Below are 16,219 nucleotides of genomic sequence, written 5' to 3'. Positions count from 1 at the left end.
GAATTGTCCTCGCTGCGACCCGGAGGAGGCCAGCTTTCCCGGGCAAGGTCACAGTGCCGGTTGACGCACCTCACATTGCGGGCGCCGGACCGCCGCCCCGGGTAAGGCGGCGGTCTGGCGTTGGTCAAGCTCTGGCGCTCGTCAACCTGGGTCGGAAGCGCTACTTCCGCAACGACGCGGCGATCTGCTGCATGATCGTTGGATCCGACAGCGTCGTGGCATCGCCCACCTCGCGGCCTTCCGCAACGTCCTTGAGCAGGCGGCGCATGATTTTGCCCGAGCGGGTCTTGGGCAGCTCCGGCACCACGAGGATATTGCGGGGTTTGGCAATCGGCCCGATCTCCTTGGCGACGTGATTGCGCAGAGTGGTGACGACGTCGTCGTCGTGAACCGCTGAGCCGCGCAGAATCACGAAGGCCACCACCGCCTCACCGGTGGTCTCATCCGAGGCACCGACGACGGCGGCCTCCGCCACCGACGGATGGCTCACCAGAGCGGACTCAATCTCTGTTGTCGACAGCCGGTGTCCGGAGACGTTCATGACGTCATCCACCCGGCCGAGCAGCCAGATGTCGCCGTCCTCGTCGCGTTTGGCGCCGTCGCCGGCGAAGTACATGTTGTCGAAGCGGGACCAGTAGGTTTCCTTGAACCGTTCCGGGTCTCCCCAGATTCCACGCAGCATCGCCGGCCACGGTTCGCGGATCACGAGGTAACCACCGGATCCGTTGGGCACCGACTTGCCCATCTCATCCACCACATCGACGGCGATTCCGGGCATTGCCACCTGAGCAGACCCGGGCTTGCACGCCGTGACGCCGGGCAGCGGGGACACCATGTGTGCGCCGGTCTCGGTCTGCCACCACGTGTCCACGATCGGAGCGCGGGTTTCCGAGCGTCCGCCGTTGCCACCGATGATCTCCCGGTACCACATCCACGCTTCGGGGTTGATGGGTTCACCGACCGAGCCAAGGACCCGGATGGAGGAAAGATCAAACTTGGCTGGGATGTCCCGTCCCCACTTCATGAAGGTGCGTATGGCTGTGGGCGCGGTGTAGAGGATGGAGACCTTGTACTTCTCGATCAGCTCCCACCAGCGGCCCTGGTGAGGGGTATCGGGTGTGCCCTCATACATCAGCTGGGTAGCGCCGTTCACCAGCGGTGAATACGCGACGTAGCTGTGGCCGGTGACCCAGCCGATGTCCGCGGTGCACCAGAAGACATCGGTTTCAGGGTGCAGGTCGAAAGTGTTCTTCTGGGTGAACGCGGTCTGCGTGAGGAACCCGCCCGTGGTGTGCAGGATGCCCTTCGGCTTTCCGGTGGTGCCGGAGGTGTAGAGGATGAAGAGCGGATGCTCTGAATCGTGGCCCTCTGCGGTGTGCTCCCCGGAGGCCGGCCCGACGACGTCGTCCCACCAGATGTCCCGACCCTCGGTCCATTCCACGGGTTCCCCGTTGCGCTTGACCACAACAACGTTCTCCACGGTGTGCCCGGGACGTTCCAGGGCGCCATCGACGGCGGGCTTGAGGGCGCTGGGTTTGCCGCGGCGGTAGGTTCCGTCAGAGGTGACCACCAGTTTGGCTTCGGCGTCGTCGATCCGGCTGCGGAGGGCGTCGGCCGAAAATCCGCCGAAGACCACTGAGTGGACGGCGCCGATGCGGGCGCAGGCAAGCATGGTGATGACTGCCTCGGGGATCATGGGCAGGTAGACCGCCACGCGGTCACCCTTGGCGACACCGAGGGATTCGAAGGCATTGGCGGCCTTCTTCACCGCTGTGGTGAGCTCGGCATACGTGTACGTGCGGGTGTCGCCCGGCTCGCCTTCGAAATGGATGGCGACGCGGTCCCCGCGGCCCTGCTCAACGTGGCGGTCAAGCGCGTTGTACGCGGCGTTGACCTTCCCACCGACAAACCACTTGGCGAAGGGAGCCTCGGACCAGTCCAGAGCCTGCGAGAAATCCTCATGCCAGGTCAGCAGTTCCCTAGCCTGGCGAGCCCAGAATTCCGGCCCCTCCTTACCCTGCTCATACAGGTCGGCCGTGGCAATGGCATTGGCAACGAAATCTTCGCTCGGCGGGAAGCGCCGTTCCTCGTGGAGCAAATTTTCGAACGCGTCACCAGTGGAAATCTGGGTGTCTTCAGACATTGTGAACCCCTTCGGCCAATCAGTACGGAGACGGGCTTGAACAGACTCAGTCAGCCCGCGAATGTGCTGTGTTCCACAGTAGTGGGGACCTCCCCCAAACCGTGTGCGCCCGGTCACACGGCAGATGCGAAAGGCACGGATTCTGCGATGAGCGGTGGGCGCGCGGCCCAGACATGTCCCATCATTGGTAGGAAAGGAAGTGGGCGTTGACTAGGGTTGTCAAAGAAATCCGAATCCGGCTCAACGCCCTCGGCACCTTCGACTGCGGCACCCACCGCCGTTATGAAACGGAGAATCCAGACATGACCGAACAGCGCCAGTACGACGGCGGCGCAGACACCGCGCATAGCTCGCCGGTGCAGCAATCCGGCCGGTCCGAAACCCCTGCTGATGCCTCCCCGTCCGCCGGACACACCGGACACACCGGACCAGAGGCAGTGGCCGGTCCCTTCACCCTGCGTGAGACCGTCATCGGTGTCTCCGTGCTGGTGATGTTTGTCGGAACCATTCTGCCGTTTGTGGACGGCGTCAACCTGTGGCGCACGTTCTCCCTCTTCTTCCTGGGCATCGGCATTCTGCTGCCGGTCGCCGCGCTGGCGCTGCTGGTGGCCCGCCGCCAGGGCAGCAAGCGGCTGCGTGTCGGTTCTCTCTCCGTGGACCAGTTCGCTTCGGTTGCGGCGGCCTTTGCTGCCGCCTTCTTCTTCCTCCAGACGGTCACGACGTTCGAGATCGGTGCGCTGATTGCGCTACTCGGATCCGTCGGATTCCTGGTGGCCACAGTCGGTGGTCCGCATATCGGCGTGTTCAAGCCCGACTTCGCCGGCCGTCCGTCGTCGTCCGCGCATCCCATTGCCAGGGAAGCACTGCCCGCGAAGCAGCGCCCGCCCAAGCCGGTGCCGGCGGAGAAGGTCAGCGGCTGGAGCAGCCCATCCTCTTCAGGGGAATCAACCGCGAGTGGTCCGAGCAGCGCCGGATACAGCGCCGGCTACGCCGTCGCGGGTTTTGCAGCAGGCCAGGGTGCGGGTGCCTCACCGGATCTTTCCGTGCAGAATCGTTCAGCGCGAGAATTCTCAGCGCAGGATTCAGGCCATCAGCCCGCGAGCTCTTCTGCGCGCGCTGAAGCGTCTGCAACGGCCCCTGCTGAAGCCCAGGCAACGGCCGCGCAGCCGAGCGCCGATCATGCCTCGGGTGTGCAGGCGGACAGTAGCGCTGATGCTTCGGCAAAGTCCGCCGCGCCCGCAGCTTCGAAGGAGCATGCCGGCTCCGAGGCTCCCGCGGAGTCCGCTGCGCCTGCCGCTTCCGCTAGCTCCGAGACGCGCGCTTCCGAGACACAGGCCGCGCCTGCTGATCCCCAGACGCACACCGGGTCCCAGACGCACACCGACCCCGCCGCGCCCGCAGAATCCGCGGGCCCCGCTGCCACCGCCGCGCAGCCCAGAGTCGAGGAAACCGCGCCGGATAGAACGGCGGCGCACCCTGTCGTCCAGCGTCACAAGGACACTGCGGATGAGCATTCCTCGCACCCGCGTACGGAGTCCATCTCGGCTACCCGCGACGCGGACGATGACGAGCCCATGCTTGAGGCTTTCTGGTTCGCCGTCGGTACACCCCGCTCAGTGGTTGACGAGCAGACCGGTGCGCCGCTCTTCGTGCTCCAGCCCGGCGACTGGGAAGTGGGCATCGAGGACCGCGGACACGAATTCCTGGTCCAGGACAAGCGCACTGGCCGTACCGGCGTCATGCGGGACCTGCGGAACATCGAGCGCGCGCCTACCGAGAGCTAGCAACGGGGCCGGCTGGAACTACGAGGAAGGACGGGCCAGCGTGGACGTATCGCCCATTGCCCTGAAGCGCCGCGCGCGGAAGATCCACCGGATCCTGGCCGAAACCTACCCCTACGCCGTTGCGGAACTGGACTTCCGCAACCCGTTCGAGCTGCTGGTTGCAACGGTCCTGTCCGCGCAGACCACCGATGTCCGCGTCAACCTGACCACTCCTGCCCTGTTTGCGCGTTACCCCGACGCGCGCAGCCTCGCCGAAGCCGCGGAAGATGAACTCCAGGACATGATTCGTCCCACGGGGTTCTTCCGGGCCAAGTCGAGGAGCCTTCTCGCGCTCGCCACCAAGATCGTTGATGAATTCGACGGGGACGTGCCCGGCCGTCTGCAAGACCTCGTCACGCTCCCGGGCGTCGGGCGCAAGACCGCCAACGTGGTTCTCGCGAACGCCTTCGGGATTCCCGGCGTCTCAGTCGATACCCATGTTGGGCGGCTGTCCCGCCGTTTCGGCTGGACCACCGAGGAGGACCCGGTGAAGGTGGAGTCCGACGTCGCCGCTCTCTTCGAGCGGAAAGACTGGACCATGCTCTCGCACCGGGTCATCTTCCACGGACGCCGCATCTGCCATGCCAAGAAGCCGGCGTGCGGTGCCTGCCCGGTGGCCTCGCTCTGTCCCTCCTACGGCGAGGGCGAGGTGGATCCGGAGAAGGCACGGAAGCTGCTCAAGTACGAGCTCGCTCCCGGGCGAGAGGATCTTCACCGACGCATGCTGGAAGGCGCGTCCCGCGCCGAGCTGCTGGCTGCCGGCCACACGTTGAGCGCATGAGCGCTTACACCCAGCTCAAAGCGTTCGCGGACGGGGCAGCTCCCATCGGCCCTGGTGCGGACACCACCGAGTCCTGGCAGCTGGGCGGAATCGATCTCGAAACCGCGCGACCAGCCGCCGTGCTGATCCTCTTCGGACACCTCGACGACAGACCCGCCAGAACCCACTCCGCTGCCGTTCCGGACGATCTGGACGTTTTGTTTGTGACCCGCGCGGGAACGTTGCGCAACCATCCCGGCCAGGTGGCGTTTCCCGGCGGAAAGATCGACGACGACGACGCCAGCCCTGCCGCTGCTGCCCTTCGTGAGGCAGAGGAAGAGACGGGACTGGATCCGGCGGGTGTCGAGATCCTGGGCGCGCTGCCGGTGGTCGGCCTGCCCGTCAGCAACTACCTGGTGACGCCGGTGCTCGGATGGTGGGCGTCCCCCACCCCGGTGCGCGTGGTGGACCACGCCGAGTCTTCCCATGTGTTCCGTGCGCCGGTGGCCGACCTGCTCTCGGATGAGGTGCGGTTCACGGCGGTGGTCAGGCGGAACGGTCGCACGCACAGCACGCCTGCCTTCACCATCGACGGCATCACCATCTGGGGTTTCACCGGCCTCCTGCTGTCACGGCTCTTCGACGGACTGGGGTGGACCCAGCCCTGGGACGAGGCCCGGGAGCGGGACGCGCCGATTTAGTTACTTCGCGTCGGCGTAGGAGTCCACCACCACAACATTCACGGGGAACTCCACTGGGATCTGGCCGAACATCAGGTGTGCGGCGGACCGTGCGGCCTCGGTGACCATGGCAGCTACCTGATCGGTCAGCTCGGCCGGGACATGGAGCATCACCTCGTCATGCAGGAAGAAGACGATGTGCGCACCGGCGTAGTCGGGAGTGTCGGCGCGCAACCGGCGTCGTAATTCTGCCAGCCAGCACAGCGCCCATTCCGCGGCAGTGGCCTGGACCACGAAGTTGCGTGTGAAGCGGCCGCGTGAGCGGGCAAGGGAATCGGCACGTTGCTGCTCGGCGGCGCTGCTGGTGCGCTGCGCTGCGAGCCACCGTTCCGACGGCGGAGGGCAGCCCCGGCCGAGGAAACTTGCGACGACGCCGCCCGCCTCACCGGTGCGTGCCGCCGCCTCGACCACGGAGATCGCCTGCGGATAGGTGCGGGTCAGCTGGGGCATCAGACGGCCGGATTCGCCGGTGGTGGCGCCGTACATGGCTCCGAGCATTGCGACCTTGGCCTTGGCGCGGTCGCCGCCGAAGCCCTGGTCCGCAATGCCCTGATACAGGTCCAGCCCGCGGCCGGCCGTCGCCAGCGCGGAATCCCTGCCCAGCGCAGCAAGGACCCGTGGTTCAAGTTGTGCGGCATCAGCAACAATCAGTACGTGGCCTGGGTCCGGCCGGACGGCATCACGCACCTGATGCGGGATCTGCAGGGCGCCGCCGCCGTTGGACGCCCAGCGTCCGGACATGCTGCCACCCACAATGTACTCGGGACGGAACCTGCCGCCATGTACCCAGGTATCCAGCCAGGTCCAGCCATTGGCGGTGAGGAGGCGGGAGAGCTTCTTGTACTTCAGCAGCGGCGCAATGGCGGGATGAGAGTGGCGCTGGAGTTCCCAGGACCTCGTCGAGGACACCTCGATGCCCGCCCGGTGCAACGCACGCAGCAGCTCCTGCGGGGAATCCGGGTTGAACCGGGGGTTGTCGAGAGCCGCGCGCAGCTCACCCGCCAGGCGCTCAAGCTCCGCAGGGCGGTGGCCTTCCCGCGGTCGGGGCCCGAGCTGGGAGGTGAGCAGCTCATCGTGCAGGTCGGCGCGCCACGGAATGCCGTGGAACTCCATCTCGGCGGCGACCAGGGCACCGGCGGACTCCGCTGCGACCAGCAGGGCCAACTGCGCTGGGCGGTCGCTGTTTTTGAGCGCCTGCTGTTGCGCAGCGAATTCTGCCACTACCTGAAGTGCATCAGCGCCGCTGGCAGGCTGTGCCGCCTCGAACAGGCTGCCCTGAAGCGGCGACGCTGCCACCGGCGGTAGAGCCCGGGCGGGGTTGGCATCCTCGGCCTCATCGGGGCGGAACTGCAGGTGGCTCCCGTATTCCGTTCCTGCGCAGGAGGGGGAGTGGCGAAGGATCTCCCGGCTGAGCGCGACGTCGTGGCAACGCTCAACGGTGACGCCGGCAGCGAGCAGGCGCGGGTACCAGGCGCGGGTGCCGTCCCACACCCAGCGGACCCCTGGCCGCTCCAGTTCCCGTACAGTCTCACCGAGCTGCGCTAGCGGAACAACGACGGCGTCTGCCGTGGGTGCTCCCGCTGAGTCCACCGGCACAAACGCTGCCTGGGCATCGTCCACTCCGCTCATGCGCTGCCCGCTCGACGGCGGTGCAAGGACGATATACACGTCTCCTATTGTTGCCCACTGCTTCGGTCTCTACTGCTTCGCTCGCCACTGCTTGTGTTGTCCACCGAAAGACGGCGGCAGGTCGCACAACTCCTGCACTTCTGCTGAAGATATCCACATACGCCGCCACGGGCCGCATTCGGTGGACTCTTGGGAGCAGGCTGGCCGTATGTCTTCCTGGATCCCGGCCGCTGAATCGGCCGCCGTCGTGCTGGTCACCTCCTCACAACGCATCCGCGATGAAGTGGCGCGGGTGGCGGTTGCTGCGGGTCTCGCCCTCGCGAGCGCTTCCACGGTGAGCGAGGCGCTGGCGTTACGTCCCGCCGTCGCGCTGCTGGACAGCGACAATGCGCGGCACACTGTCTCCGGTTGCGCCGTGATCATCGTCGGTCTTGACAGTGATGAGGCCGCAGCGTGGACGGCAGCTTCGCGGTGCAATGCCGATCGGGTGGCCATCCTTCCTCATGCTGCCGGGTGGCTCGCTGAGCACCTGGGTATGCTGCAGCGTGTCCGTGATGAGGGGACGGTCGTCGGTGTTCTGGGTGCCGTCGGAGGAACAGGCGTGAGCACCATTAGCGCCTTGCTTGCTGCTTCCGCGGTGTCACGGGACCTGAACCCGCTACTCGTGGACGGTGATCCGTTCGGTGGTGGGCTCGAGCTCTCCCTCGGCGGCGAGTCGGTGCCCGGCGTACGGTGGCCGGACCTTGGGGAAGTACGCGGGACCTTGAACCCGGAGCAGCTGATTCATGCTCTGCCGTCACTCGGCGGCTTCTCGCTACTGTCCATGGGCACCGAACCACCTGCGCCGGGCATCCTGGCATCAGCGGCGGTGCCGCCCATCATGGAGGCGGCGCGGGGAGCGTTCAAGCTGACGGTGGTCGATGTGGCGCGAGGATGGTCGGCTGACGGATCACTGCTTCCCTACTGTGACAGTGTCCTCATTGTTGTACCCGGTCGTGTCCGGGCTATTTCGGCTGCCCGCGCGCTGGTGGCGCAGCTGCAGCCGTTGCCCGTGCGGGCTCTCGTCCGGGGGCCGCTGGGCCCGGACCTCGACCCGGATCGGGTGGCAGATGCCGTTGGCGTGCCGAACGCGGGCTATCTGCCCTACCTTCGCGCCGCCGTGGGCAGCGAAAACCAGGGAAGGGTTCTGGATCTGGCACGCCACCGTGCCGTTCGCTCGTTCGGCCGCTCGGTCCTCGGCGCTGTGCTTCCCGGACCGCTGAAGGCGGTCGCATGAACCAGCACATCAGAGCCCGCCGTGCCCGTCCGGATGCCCTGCCGGCGGACGCCGCCATGGTCGCGCAGGTACGGGACGTCGTGCTCAACGAAGCAGAGCCCGTCACCGGAGCCAGGCTCGCCGCCGCAGTTCAGTCGACCGGACGGCTGCTGGGGTCGGAGGGTGCCTTCCGTACCCTCGACCGCGTCCGCGCGGAGTTGCAGGGGCTCGGTCCGTTGCAACGGTTGGCGGAAGATCCGGCGGTGACCGACATTCTCGTCAACGGGCCGGGCGCAGTCTGGGTGGACAGCGGCGGTAATTTGCAACGCACCGACCTCACCTTCTCCAGTGATGCTGACGTGCGGGCACTCGCCACACGGCTGATCGCGGCCGGCGGGCGCAGGCTGGACGACGGCAACCCCTGCGTGGACGTGCGGCTGGACCGGTTCCGGGTGCACGCGGTCCTCCCGCCGCTCTCCACAACGGGGACGTTGCTCTCCATCCGTATCCAGCGGCAACGGCACTTTTCCTTCGATGAACTGGTGTCCTCCGGCGCGCTGGACGCGCAGATGTCCGCAGCACTGCGCGGGATCGTGAGCAAGCGTCTGAACTTTTTGATCAGCGGCGCTACCGGCACGGGGAAGACCACCCTGCTCGCTGCCCTATTGTCGCTCAGCGGGTCCCACGAACGGCTGGTCACGGTCGAGGATTCCGCTGAGCTCAGCCCTGCGCATCCCCATGCCGTCGGACTTCAGAGCAGGCACGGAAACCTTGAAGGCAGCGGATCGGTGGACCTGGCCGAGCTGGTTCGTCAAGCGCTGCGAATGCGCCCGGACAGGCTGATCGTCGGGGAGTGCCGCGGCGCCGAAGTGCGCGAACTCCTGGCGGCGATGAACACGGGGCACGATGGCGCCGGTGGAACAATCCACGCGAATTCCGCGGCAAGCGTCCCTGCCCGGCTTTCCGCGCTCGCAGCCCTCGCCGGGATGGAAGCGCAACCACTGGCGCAACAGGCGGCCAATGCTCTCGACGTCGTCGTCCACGTCATCCGTGCAGGCAGCGGCCGCACGGTCTCCGAGATCGGTGTCCTTGAGAGGACGGCGAATGGTGAGCTGGTGGTGAGGACTGCCCTCGCGCGAAACGGAGCTGCATCGGAGCGCGGGCCGGCGTGGGAGGCGCTGGCTCTGAAGCTCGAGCGGGGCCGTTGAGATGAGCGGAGCGCTCGTTGCCTGCCTGCTCTTTGCCGCGTGCTGGGTCCTGGCGTTTCCCCGCCGCTCGCCGCGCAGCGCGGATCGGCTGCACCGGAACCTTCCCATTGCCCTTCCGGCCCTCTTCCCGAGGCGCCCAATGAAGACTGACCCACACGAAATCCCACTGTTCGTCCATCAATTGACCGGCCTGCTCCAGGCAGGACGGACGCCATCCCAGCTGTGGGGAGACGCGCTCAGCGTGCATGGCGGCAGTACCGGAACCGCGTTCTCGTCAGCAGCAAGGCCCGCGCTGAGTTCCGCCCATCAGGCTGCACAGCTCGGACTCAGCGTTCCGGAGGTTTTGCGGGAGGCAGCAACCCGCACCAGGGATCCGGCGTTGCGGCCACTCTGGCAGGACCTGGCTGCCTGCTTTGAGGTCGCCGAGCGCAGTGGTGCACCCCTCGCCGCCGTCCTTGCCCGCTATGCGGTGCAGCGCGAATCGTGGCTCGACTCTGATGCTGCCCGCGATACGGCACTCGCCGGACCCAGGGCTACGGTCCGCCTGCTTTCCTGGCTTCCGCTGTTCGGATTGGCGGTGGGCTATCTGATAGGAGTGGATCCCCTCGCTGTCCTTCTCGGTTCGGCGCCGGGCATCGCCGCACTGTGTGCAGGTTTTGTACTCATGGTTATCGGCAGGATCTGGTCGAGCAGGCTGGTGCGGGCGGCGGCGGGCGATCGCACATGACCGGTGCACTGATCGCTGCGCTTCTCTTTGCTGCTTGCTGGGTTCTCCATCGATCGCCGCCTCTGAGTGCCCTTCCACCGGGCGTGGCACAGGGAGACGTGGCCGGGCTTCAGGATGACGGGCTGGAAGATCCAGCACTGATGATGGACCTGATGGCGTCCATGCTTGCTGCCGGCTCATCGCTGGACCGCGGTCTCGACGTCCTTGCGCGGTCGGCATCAGCCCCCGTGGGCGCTTCCCTCAGTGCCGTCAAGACTGCGCTGGATCTGGGTGCCTCCTGGGACGTTGCGTGGGCAGCAGTCCCGCATACGAAAGATGTGAAGGCAGCCCAGGAACTGGGAGATGCCCTACGGTTCGCCGGAACAACAGGGGCGCCGTCGGCCGCTGTGGTCACCGCGCACGCTGCACAGTTCAGACGGAGGAGAAACCGGGAAGCAGAGCAGCGAGCCGCTGCTCTCGGCGTGCGGCTCGTTGTGCCACTCGGACTCTGCTCCCTCCCGGCGTTCGTCTGCCTCGGCGTCATTCCCATTCTGGTGGGCCTCTTTCCGGCCTTCACGTAGCAGTGTGCTCACCGCCATCGCCATGGCCACCGCTCGCACGCCGCTCGTCTCGTGCTCCACAACGGAAGGGTAGTGCTGCACTTTTCCACTTACCGGCATCTTCATGGGCCGGCCGACGGGCAGCGCGAAAGACTCGAATCAGCCGCTGAAGCGGTCCGAACGGTTCAGCACCCGCTGAATCGTCAGTCAGGATCAACCGGAAGAACCATCAACCAAGGAGTCGTCATGACAGGTTCCACCACCGCAGCAACAGCCCACACCGCAGCAACAACTCACACCGCGGCAACAGCCCGGTCCGGGGACCCGCAGGAATGCTCCGGGGAAGCGAGGCCACTTGCCACCGTGACGCCCCTGCGGCCCGAGCCCGTCAGGACCAACCGCCGGACAAGGCGTGCGCTGATGCGGTCCGAGGCAGGGCTGGCCACCGCCGAGTACGCGATCGCCACACTGGCCGCTGTGGGGTTCGCGGCACTTCTGGTCGCAGTCCTTTCCAGTGGGGAGATCCGCGGAATGCTCATGTCGCTGATCACCAACGCCCTCAGCTTCGGCTGACGGGGGTGGAACGGACTGGACCGCGGGTAGCGCAGCGCAGGGACGCAGGAGCTGTGACGGCGGAGGTGGCAGTAGCACTCCCGGCAGTAGTGGTGGTCCTGGCCGTAGTTCTCGCTGCTGCTGCACTCGGCTTGTCTCAGCTGCGGATCGAGGAAGCGGCGAGGGCAGGGGCACGCGAGATCATGCGGGGCGAGTCGTCGGCCGTCGTCGAGGGCACAGTTCGGCGGATTGCAGGCGAGCAGGCGACTATCGCGATCCAGTCCAACGGCTCCTATAGTGCCGTCACCGTCGAGACCACGGTGGATGTGCCCGTGCTGGAGTTGCTCGACGTCAACCTCTCAGCCCGCGCGGTCGCCCTGCCGGAGCAGGAATGAAGGGCATCGAACCGGACAAGGAATCAGGAGCCGGCACCGCTTTGATGACCGGCGTCGCCCTGGCCGCCCTGCTGCTGCTCTCAGTTGTTGTCCTGTTCGCGCAGGCGTCCGTGGCAGCCTTGAGGGCAGCAACGGCCGCGGACCTTTCCGCACTCGCGGGGGCTGACGCTGCACGAGGGCTCCGCGACGGAAGCCCCTGCGCGGTAGCCTCCGAGGTCGCTTCCCTTCAGGACGCCCGGCTGACAGGGTGCTCGATCGAGGGAGAATCAGGACACATCGTTCAGGTTTCCACCGAGGTCGATTCCATTCCTGCGCTTCCCCCGGCAACGGGACAGGCCCGAGCCGGTCCACCGTCACCAGACCCCTAGCGGAAGGAGGATTACCCGTCCGACATGTTTTTGCCTGGCGCAGGCTCCCCGTCCGGAGCCTGCGCCAGCAGCATGGTGAGCAGGGTAAGCGCGCCGTTCTTGCTCAGCGGGTTGTTGCGGTTGCCACACTTGGGCGACTGAACGCAGGAGGGGCAGCCTGTGTTGCACTCACACGAGCGGATCGCCTCCGCTGTGGCACTGAGCCACGTCTTCGCCGCCTCAAAACCCCGCTCAGCGAAGCCCGCGCCGCCGGGGTGGCCGTCGTAAACGAAGATGGTGGGGAGCCCGGTATCCGCATGGAGCGCCGTCGACACTCCGCCGATGTCCCATCGGTCGCTCGACGCGACCAGCGGCAGCAGCCCAATCGCGGCATGCTCAGCGGCATGAAGAGCGCCGGGCAGATCAGCCACGCTGATCCCGCTGCTCTCAAGCAAGCGGTTATCGCACTCGAACCAGACGCTCTTCGTGAAGAGATCCCGCGCACCAAGCTCCAGCGGTTCCTCCCCGAGGATCTCGTTCGAGACAAATGCCTTGCGCTGGAAGGAGATCACCTGGGTGGTCACCTTGACCTCCCCGAAACACACCCGGATGGGGCCCCACGGCACGTTGCGCAGCTCGGAAATCACCTCAATCTGCGTGACGTCGCGAGCCTGCGTGTAGTAGTCGGGATTGGACCGACTGACGATGGCGCAGTGCTCCTGCTCGTTCAGTTCCTCCACCACGTAGCTCTGGCCCTGATGCACATAGACCGCGCCCGTGTGAGCCTGATAGTGGCTCTGCGGTGAATCCATGGTTCCAAGAACGGTGCCGGTTTCACTCTCGATAATATTGATCGGACCGCCGCCGTCCGCCCGCAGGTTCACCATGCCTGCGGCACTCTGCGGGTGTGTCCAGAACCACCCTGCCGGGCGGTTGCGCAGCAGCCCCTGGTCCACCAGCTTGTCCATTAGCGCCGGTGCGGTATCCCCGAAGAGGGGAAGGTCCTCAATCGTCAGCGGCAGCTCCGCCGCTGCCGCACAGAGGTGCGGCCCCAGAACGTAGGGGTTGGCGGGATCAAACACCGTTGCCTCAACGCCCACGTCGAACACCGCCTCGGGGTGGTGCACCAGATAGGTGTCCAGCGGATCGTCACTGGCCACGAAGGCGGCGAGTGCGTCCTGACCCGATCGTCCGGCCCGGCCGATCTGCTGCAGCAGGGATGCACGGGTGCCCGGCCAGCCGGCCACAAGGACGGCATCCAGACCCGAAATGTCGATTCCCAGCTCCAGTGCGGATGTACTCGCCACACCCAGCAACCGGCCGGACCGCAGCGCACCCTCCAACTGGCGGCGCTCCTCGGGCAGGTACCCCGACCGATAGGCCGCGACGCGCCCCGGCAGCGTGGGATCCACTTCGCTGAGCAGCCGCTTGGTGTTCGCCGCGATGCTCTCGGCTCCCCGGCGCGACTTGATGAAGGCGATGGTCCGAACGTGCGCCGAGACCAGGTTGGCCAGTAGATCGGAGGTCTCGGCAATGACCGTCCGGCGCTGTCGGGCGCCGTTCTCGCCCCGAAGATCGGTCAACTGCGGCTCCCAGAAAGCCACCGTCGTCGCCCCGTGCGGCGACGTGTCCTCGGTGAAGGCTTGAACCGGAGCGCCGATCAGCTTCCCGAAGGACTCCGCGGGAGCGGCGGATGTCGCTGACGCTCCGATGAAGACGGGTTCCGCACCGTAGTAGGCACAGACGCGTCGAAGCCTCCGCAACAGGTTGGCGACGTGGGATCCGAAGACACCGCGGTAGCTGTGTGCTTCGTCCACGATCACATAGGTAAGACGCCGGAAGAACCGCGCCCACCACGCGTGATTCGGCAGGATTCCGTAGTGAAGCATGTCCGGGTTCGCCAGAACCAGGTTGGCGTGGTCACGGATCCAGCGGCGGGCGCCAGAGTCGGTGTCGCCGTCGTACGTGTCTGCGCGGACCGTGGCCAATCCAAGGGAAGTGATGGCAGACAGCTGGTCAGCGGCCAGCGCTTTGGTCGGCGAGAGATACAGTGCGACGGTGCCGGCCGGCTCAAGCGACACCTTCTCCTCAAGCGCCGACCGGTGGATGGCGTCAAGGACCGGCAGCTGGTAGCTGAGCGACTTGCCCGAGGCAGTACCCGTGGCGATGACCACGTGAGACCCTGCGTGAGCGGCATCCGCCGCAGCACTTTGGTGCTTCCACGGCTCTACGATTCCCCGGGCCTGATAGGCCTCCACCACCTCGGGATGGACCCACGCCGGCCATGGACTGTGCACCGCATCGCGGGCGGGAAGCTCCCTCACATGAACAAGCTGCTCGGGATCTCCACCGCCGAGCAGCGGAATCAGGGAATCATGGGCAGCCACCCGGCCATTTTGTCACCCCGGCACAAATCAGCGGCGGATCACAAAAGCATCAGCCAGGTGGGTCCAGCCCAGGTACTGGTACAGCTGGCGTCCCTCCTCTGAGGCCATCAGCAGTCCGGTTTCGACATCGTCTTCCAGAATGTCGGCGGTCAGCGCGCGCATGACAAAGCTGCCAAGGCCCCGCCGCCGGTATTGCTGAGAAGTGATGATGCGGTCATAGACAGCGTGTTCATCCTGTTTGGCCACCGAACCCCGGGCAGCCTCCTCACCGTCCACGGTCACGGAAACACGCCTGCAGCCATCCTCGCGGATGTGCTCGAGTTTGAACTCGTCGTCGGGAGGGCGGGGGTCTTCGACGTCCTGGCCGTCCATATCTGCACACATCAGAGCCTGCTGGCGGTCAGTGACCCGCATGCCGAGGGGAGCCGCGGCATCAATGAGGTCCTGCGAGCGGTTGGTGACGACGGTCAGCACACGGAAGGGATCTTCACGAGTCTCCCCGGCGAGCTCGAGCAATTCGCTGATCGTGGGCTCGTAGACGATGGTTTCGAGGTGGTTCTGCTGGTCCGTGAGTAGAACGGACAGGCTGCTCCCGTTGTCCTGCGGCGTGTAACCGCGACATTTTGCCCAGCCGGAAACCCACGTGCGGACAAGTTGTTCGGAAAGAGCGGCTCCCATGCCTGAACGATAGTGGGGACCAGGCCGTAAAGACATAGCCCGGGGAAGAGGTTGCCGATTTGAGACCTCGCGGGCGCCCGCCGGTACCCTTGAATGCGTGTCAATGAACCGGATTGTCCTGTATTACGCGTTCACCCCGCTGCCCGATCCCGAAGCGGTGCGGCTCTGGCAGCGCGCCCTGTGTGAAAAATGGGGGCTCCGCGGCCGCATCCTCATCTCGAAGGACGGCATCAACGGCACCGTCGGCGGGGAACTGAACGCGGTCAAGCAATACGTGAAAGCAACCCGGGAGTACCCCGCTTTCAAGAAGATGGACATCAAATGGTCCGACGGCGGGGCAGAAGACTTTCCGCGGCTCAGTATCAAGGTCCGCGAGGAGATCGTGTCCTTCGGCGCACCGGGGGAGCTGAAGGTGGATGAGAACGGCGTGGTGGGCGGCGGTACCCATCTCAAGCCCGAACAGGTGCATCAGCTGGTCAGCGAACGTGGCGACGACGTCGTCTTCTTCGACGGCCGCAATGCCCTCGAAGCGCAGATCGGCAAATTCCGGAACGCGATCGTCCCGCAAGTGGACACCACCCACGACTTCGTGCGCGAACTCGATTCGGGGAAGTACGACCACCTCAAGGACAAACCGGTAGTCACATACTGCACCGGCGGCATCCGCTGCGAGGTGCTCTCCAGCCTCATGGTCAACCGTGGATTCAACGAGGTGTACCAGCTGCAGGGCGGCATTGTGCGCTATGGGGAAACGTATGGGGATGCAGGCCTCTGGGAAGGCTCACTGTACGTCTTCGACAAGCGCATGCATGTTGAGTTCAGCAAGGACGCCAAGACGATCGGCAAGTGCGTCCGCTGCTCCGCGCCCACCAACAAGTTTGAGAACTGCTCGAACCTGACCTGCCGGAACCTGACGCTGTACTGCGCCCAGTGTGCCTCCGACCCCGCCACGCTTCGCTGCCCCCAGGGGTGCGAGACGGATGAGGCGGAAGCCACCGCGGTCGGCGCCGCCTGAGCTCAGCGGCACTTCCCGGTT

General features: G+C 65.9%; 15 protein-coding genes. 11 read left to right on the top strand and 4 right to left on the bottom strand.

All coding sequences use genetic code 11. From position 1 onward, the window contains the following. Window positions 1-160: 160 nt before the first annotated feature. On the bottom strand, window positions 161-2,143 hold the full coding sequence (gene acs, locus JOD47_RS04075) for an acetate--CoA ligase (protein WP_204532170.1): 1,983 nt from the start codon (window positions 2,141-2,143) through the stop codon (window positions 161-163). Between the two features lie 206 nt (window positions 2,144-2,349). Between acs and JOD47_RS17445 the strand changes: the two genes are divergently transcribed. From JOD47_RS17445 to JOD47_RS04065, 3 genes are read left to right on the top strand one after another with little or no spacing between them, the layout of a single operon-like run. After that, window positions 2,350-3,927 carry a hypothetical protein gene (locus JOD47_RS17445; protein WP_239548006.1) on the top strand — a complete coding sequence of 526 codons (1,578 nt, stop codon included), beginning with the start codon at window positions 2,350-2,352 and terminating at the stop codon, window positions 3,925-3,927. Window positions 3,928-3,967: 40 nt separating this feature from the next. Next, a complete protein-coding gene (gene nth, locus JOD47_RS04070) occupies window positions 3,968-4,747 on the top strand; it encodes an endonuclease III (RefSeq protein WP_307836191.1) in 780 nt (259 codons plus the stop codon). Further along, complete coding sequence (locus JOD47_RS04065; protein WP_204532167.1) at window positions 4,744-5,427, top strand: NUDIX hydrolase; 684 nt, start codon at window positions 4,744-4,746, stop codon at window positions 5,425-5,427. Before nth ends, JOD47_RS04065 begins: the two co-directional genes overlap by 4 nt. Here JOD47_RS04065 and JOD47_RS04060 read toward each other — a convergent pair whose 3' ends face one another. Beyond that, window positions 5,428-7,134 (bottom strand): bifunctional 3'-5' exonuclease/DNA polymerase, encoded by a 1,707-nt coding sequence (locus tag JOD47_RS04060; protein ID WP_372432786.1) that lies wholly within the window; start codon window positions 7,132-7,134, stop codon window positions 5,428-5,430. It abuts the gene before it with no gap. Window positions 7,135-7,303: 169 nt separating this feature from the next. Between JOD47_RS04060 and ssd the strand changes: the two genes are divergently transcribed. The 7 genes from ssd (at window position 7,304) to JOD47_RS04025 (ending at window position 12,139) form a co-directional block, all read left to right on the top strand. Continuing rightward, a complete protein-coding gene (gene ssd, locus JOD47_RS04055) occupies window positions 7,304-8,371 on the top strand; it encodes a septum site-determining protein Ssd (RefSeq protein WP_204532164.1) in 1,068 nt (355 codons plus the stop codon). Beyond that, a complete protein-coding gene (locus JOD47_RS04050; RefSeq protein ID WP_239548005.1) occupies window positions 8,368-9,558 on the top strand; it encodes a TadA family conjugal transfer-associated ATPase in 1,191 nt (396 codons plus the stop codon). Before ssd ends, JOD47_RS04050 begins: the two co-directional genes overlap by 4 nt. A gap of 139 nt (window positions 9,559-9,697) precedes the next feature. After that, window positions 9,698-10,285 (top strand): type II secretion system F family protein, encoded by a 588-nt coding sequence (locus tag JOD47_RS04045; RefSeq protein WP_204532162.1) that lies wholly within the window; start codon window positions 9,698-9,700, stop codon window positions 10,283-10,285. Window positions 10,286-10,383: 98 nt separating this feature from the next. Beyond that, window positions 10,384-10,845 (top strand): type II secretion system F family protein, encoded by a 462-nt coding sequence (locus JOD47_RS04040; protein ID WP_204532153.1) that lies wholly within the window; start codon window positions 10,384-10,386, stop codon window positions 10,843-10,845. A 225-nt stretch (window positions 10,846-11,070) separates the two neighbouring features. After that, entirely contained in the window at window positions 11,071-11,397 is a 327-nt protein-coding gene (locus JOD47_RS17440) for a DUF4244 domain-containing protein (protein ID WP_239548292.1), read from the top strand. Between the two features lie 65 nt (window positions 11,398-11,462). After that, on the top strand, window positions 11,463-11,771 hold the full coding sequence (locus JOD47_RS04030; protein WP_204532151.1) for a TadE family type IV pilus minor pilin: 309 nt from the start codon (window positions 11,463-11,465) through the stop codon (window positions 11,769-11,771). Next, window positions 11,768-12,139, top strand: a complete 372-nt coding sequence (locus JOD47_RS04025) for an Rv3654c family TadE-like protein (protein WP_204532149.1) — start codon at window positions 11,768-11,770, stop codon at window positions 12,137-12,139. The genes JOD47_RS04030 and JOD47_RS04025 overlap by 4 nt, the downstream gene beginning before the upstream one ends. Window positions 12,140-12,150: 11 nt before the next feature. On the opposite strand, the gene sftH is transcribed toward JOD47_RS04025, so the two are convergent. Then, window positions 12,151-14,505, bottom strand: coding sequence for a DEAD/DEAH box helicase (gene sftH, locus JOD47_RS04020; protein WP_204532147.1), 2,355 nt, complete (start codon window positions 14,503-14,505; stop codon window positions 12,151-12,153). Between the two features lie 27 nt (window positions 14,506-14,532). Further along, on the bottom strand, window positions 14,533-15,183 hold the full coding sequence (locus JOD47_RS04015) for a GNAT family N-acetyltransferase (protein ID WP_204532145.1): 651 nt from the start codon (window positions 15,181-15,183) through the stop codon (window positions 14,533-14,535). 97 nt (window positions 15,184-15,280) lie between these two features. On the opposite strand from JOD47_RS04015, the gene trhO reads away from it, so the two are divergent. Beyond that, window positions 15,281-16,198, top strand: a complete 918-nt coding sequence (gene trhO, locus JOD47_RS04010) for an oxygen-dependent tRNA uridine(34) hydroxylase TrhO (RefSeq protein ID WP_204532143.1) — start codon at window positions 15,281-15,283, stop codon at window positions 16,196-16,198. The last annotated feature ends 21 nt before the right edge of the window (window positions 16,199-16,219 follow it).

The organism is Arthrobacter tumbae, from assembly GCF_016907495.1.
Taxonomy (GTDB): domain Bacteria; phylum Actinomycetota; class Actinomycetes; order Actinomycetales; family Micrococcaceae; genus Arthrobacter_D; species Arthrobacter_D tumbae.
This window is presented reverse-complemented; position numbering and strand designations above follow the sequence as displayed.

What these genes read in the sequence shown, in the direction of transcription:
- acs (WP_204532170.1), bottom strand. Translation starts at nt 2,143, where the DNA reads ATGTCTGAAGACACCCAGATTTCCACTGGTGACGCGTTCGAAAATTTG.
- JOD47_RS04065 (WP_204532167.1), top strand. Translation starts at nt 4,744, where the DNA reads ATGAGCGCTTACACCCAGCTCAAAGCGTTCGCGGACGGGGCAGCTCCC.
- ssd (WP_204532164.1), top strand. Translation starts at nt 7,304, where the DNA reads ATGTCTTCCTGGATCCCGGCCGCTGAATCGGCCGCCGTCGTGCTGGTC.
- JOD47_RS04050 (WP_239548005.1), top strand. Translation starts at nt 8,368, where the DNA reads ATGAACCAGCACATCAGAGCCCGCCGTGCCCGTCCGGATGCCCTGCCG.
- JOD47_RS04045 (WP_204532162.1), top strand. Translation starts at nt 9,698, where the DNA reads ATGAAGACTGACCCACACGAAATCCCACTGTTCGTCCATCAATTGACC.
- JOD47_RS17440 (WP_239548292.1), top strand. Translation starts at nt 11,071, where the DNA reads ATGACAGGTTCCACCACCGCAGCAACAGCCCACACCGCAGCAACAACT.
- JOD47_RS04025 (WP_204532149.1), top strand. Translation starts at nt 11,768, where the DNA reads ATGAAGGGCATCGAACCGGACAAGGAATCAGGAGCCGGCACCGCTTTG.
- JOD47_RS04015 (WP_204532145.1), bottom strand. Translation starts at nt 15,183, where the DNA reads ATGGGAGCCGCTCTTTCCGAACAACTTGTCCGCACGTGGGTTTCCGGC.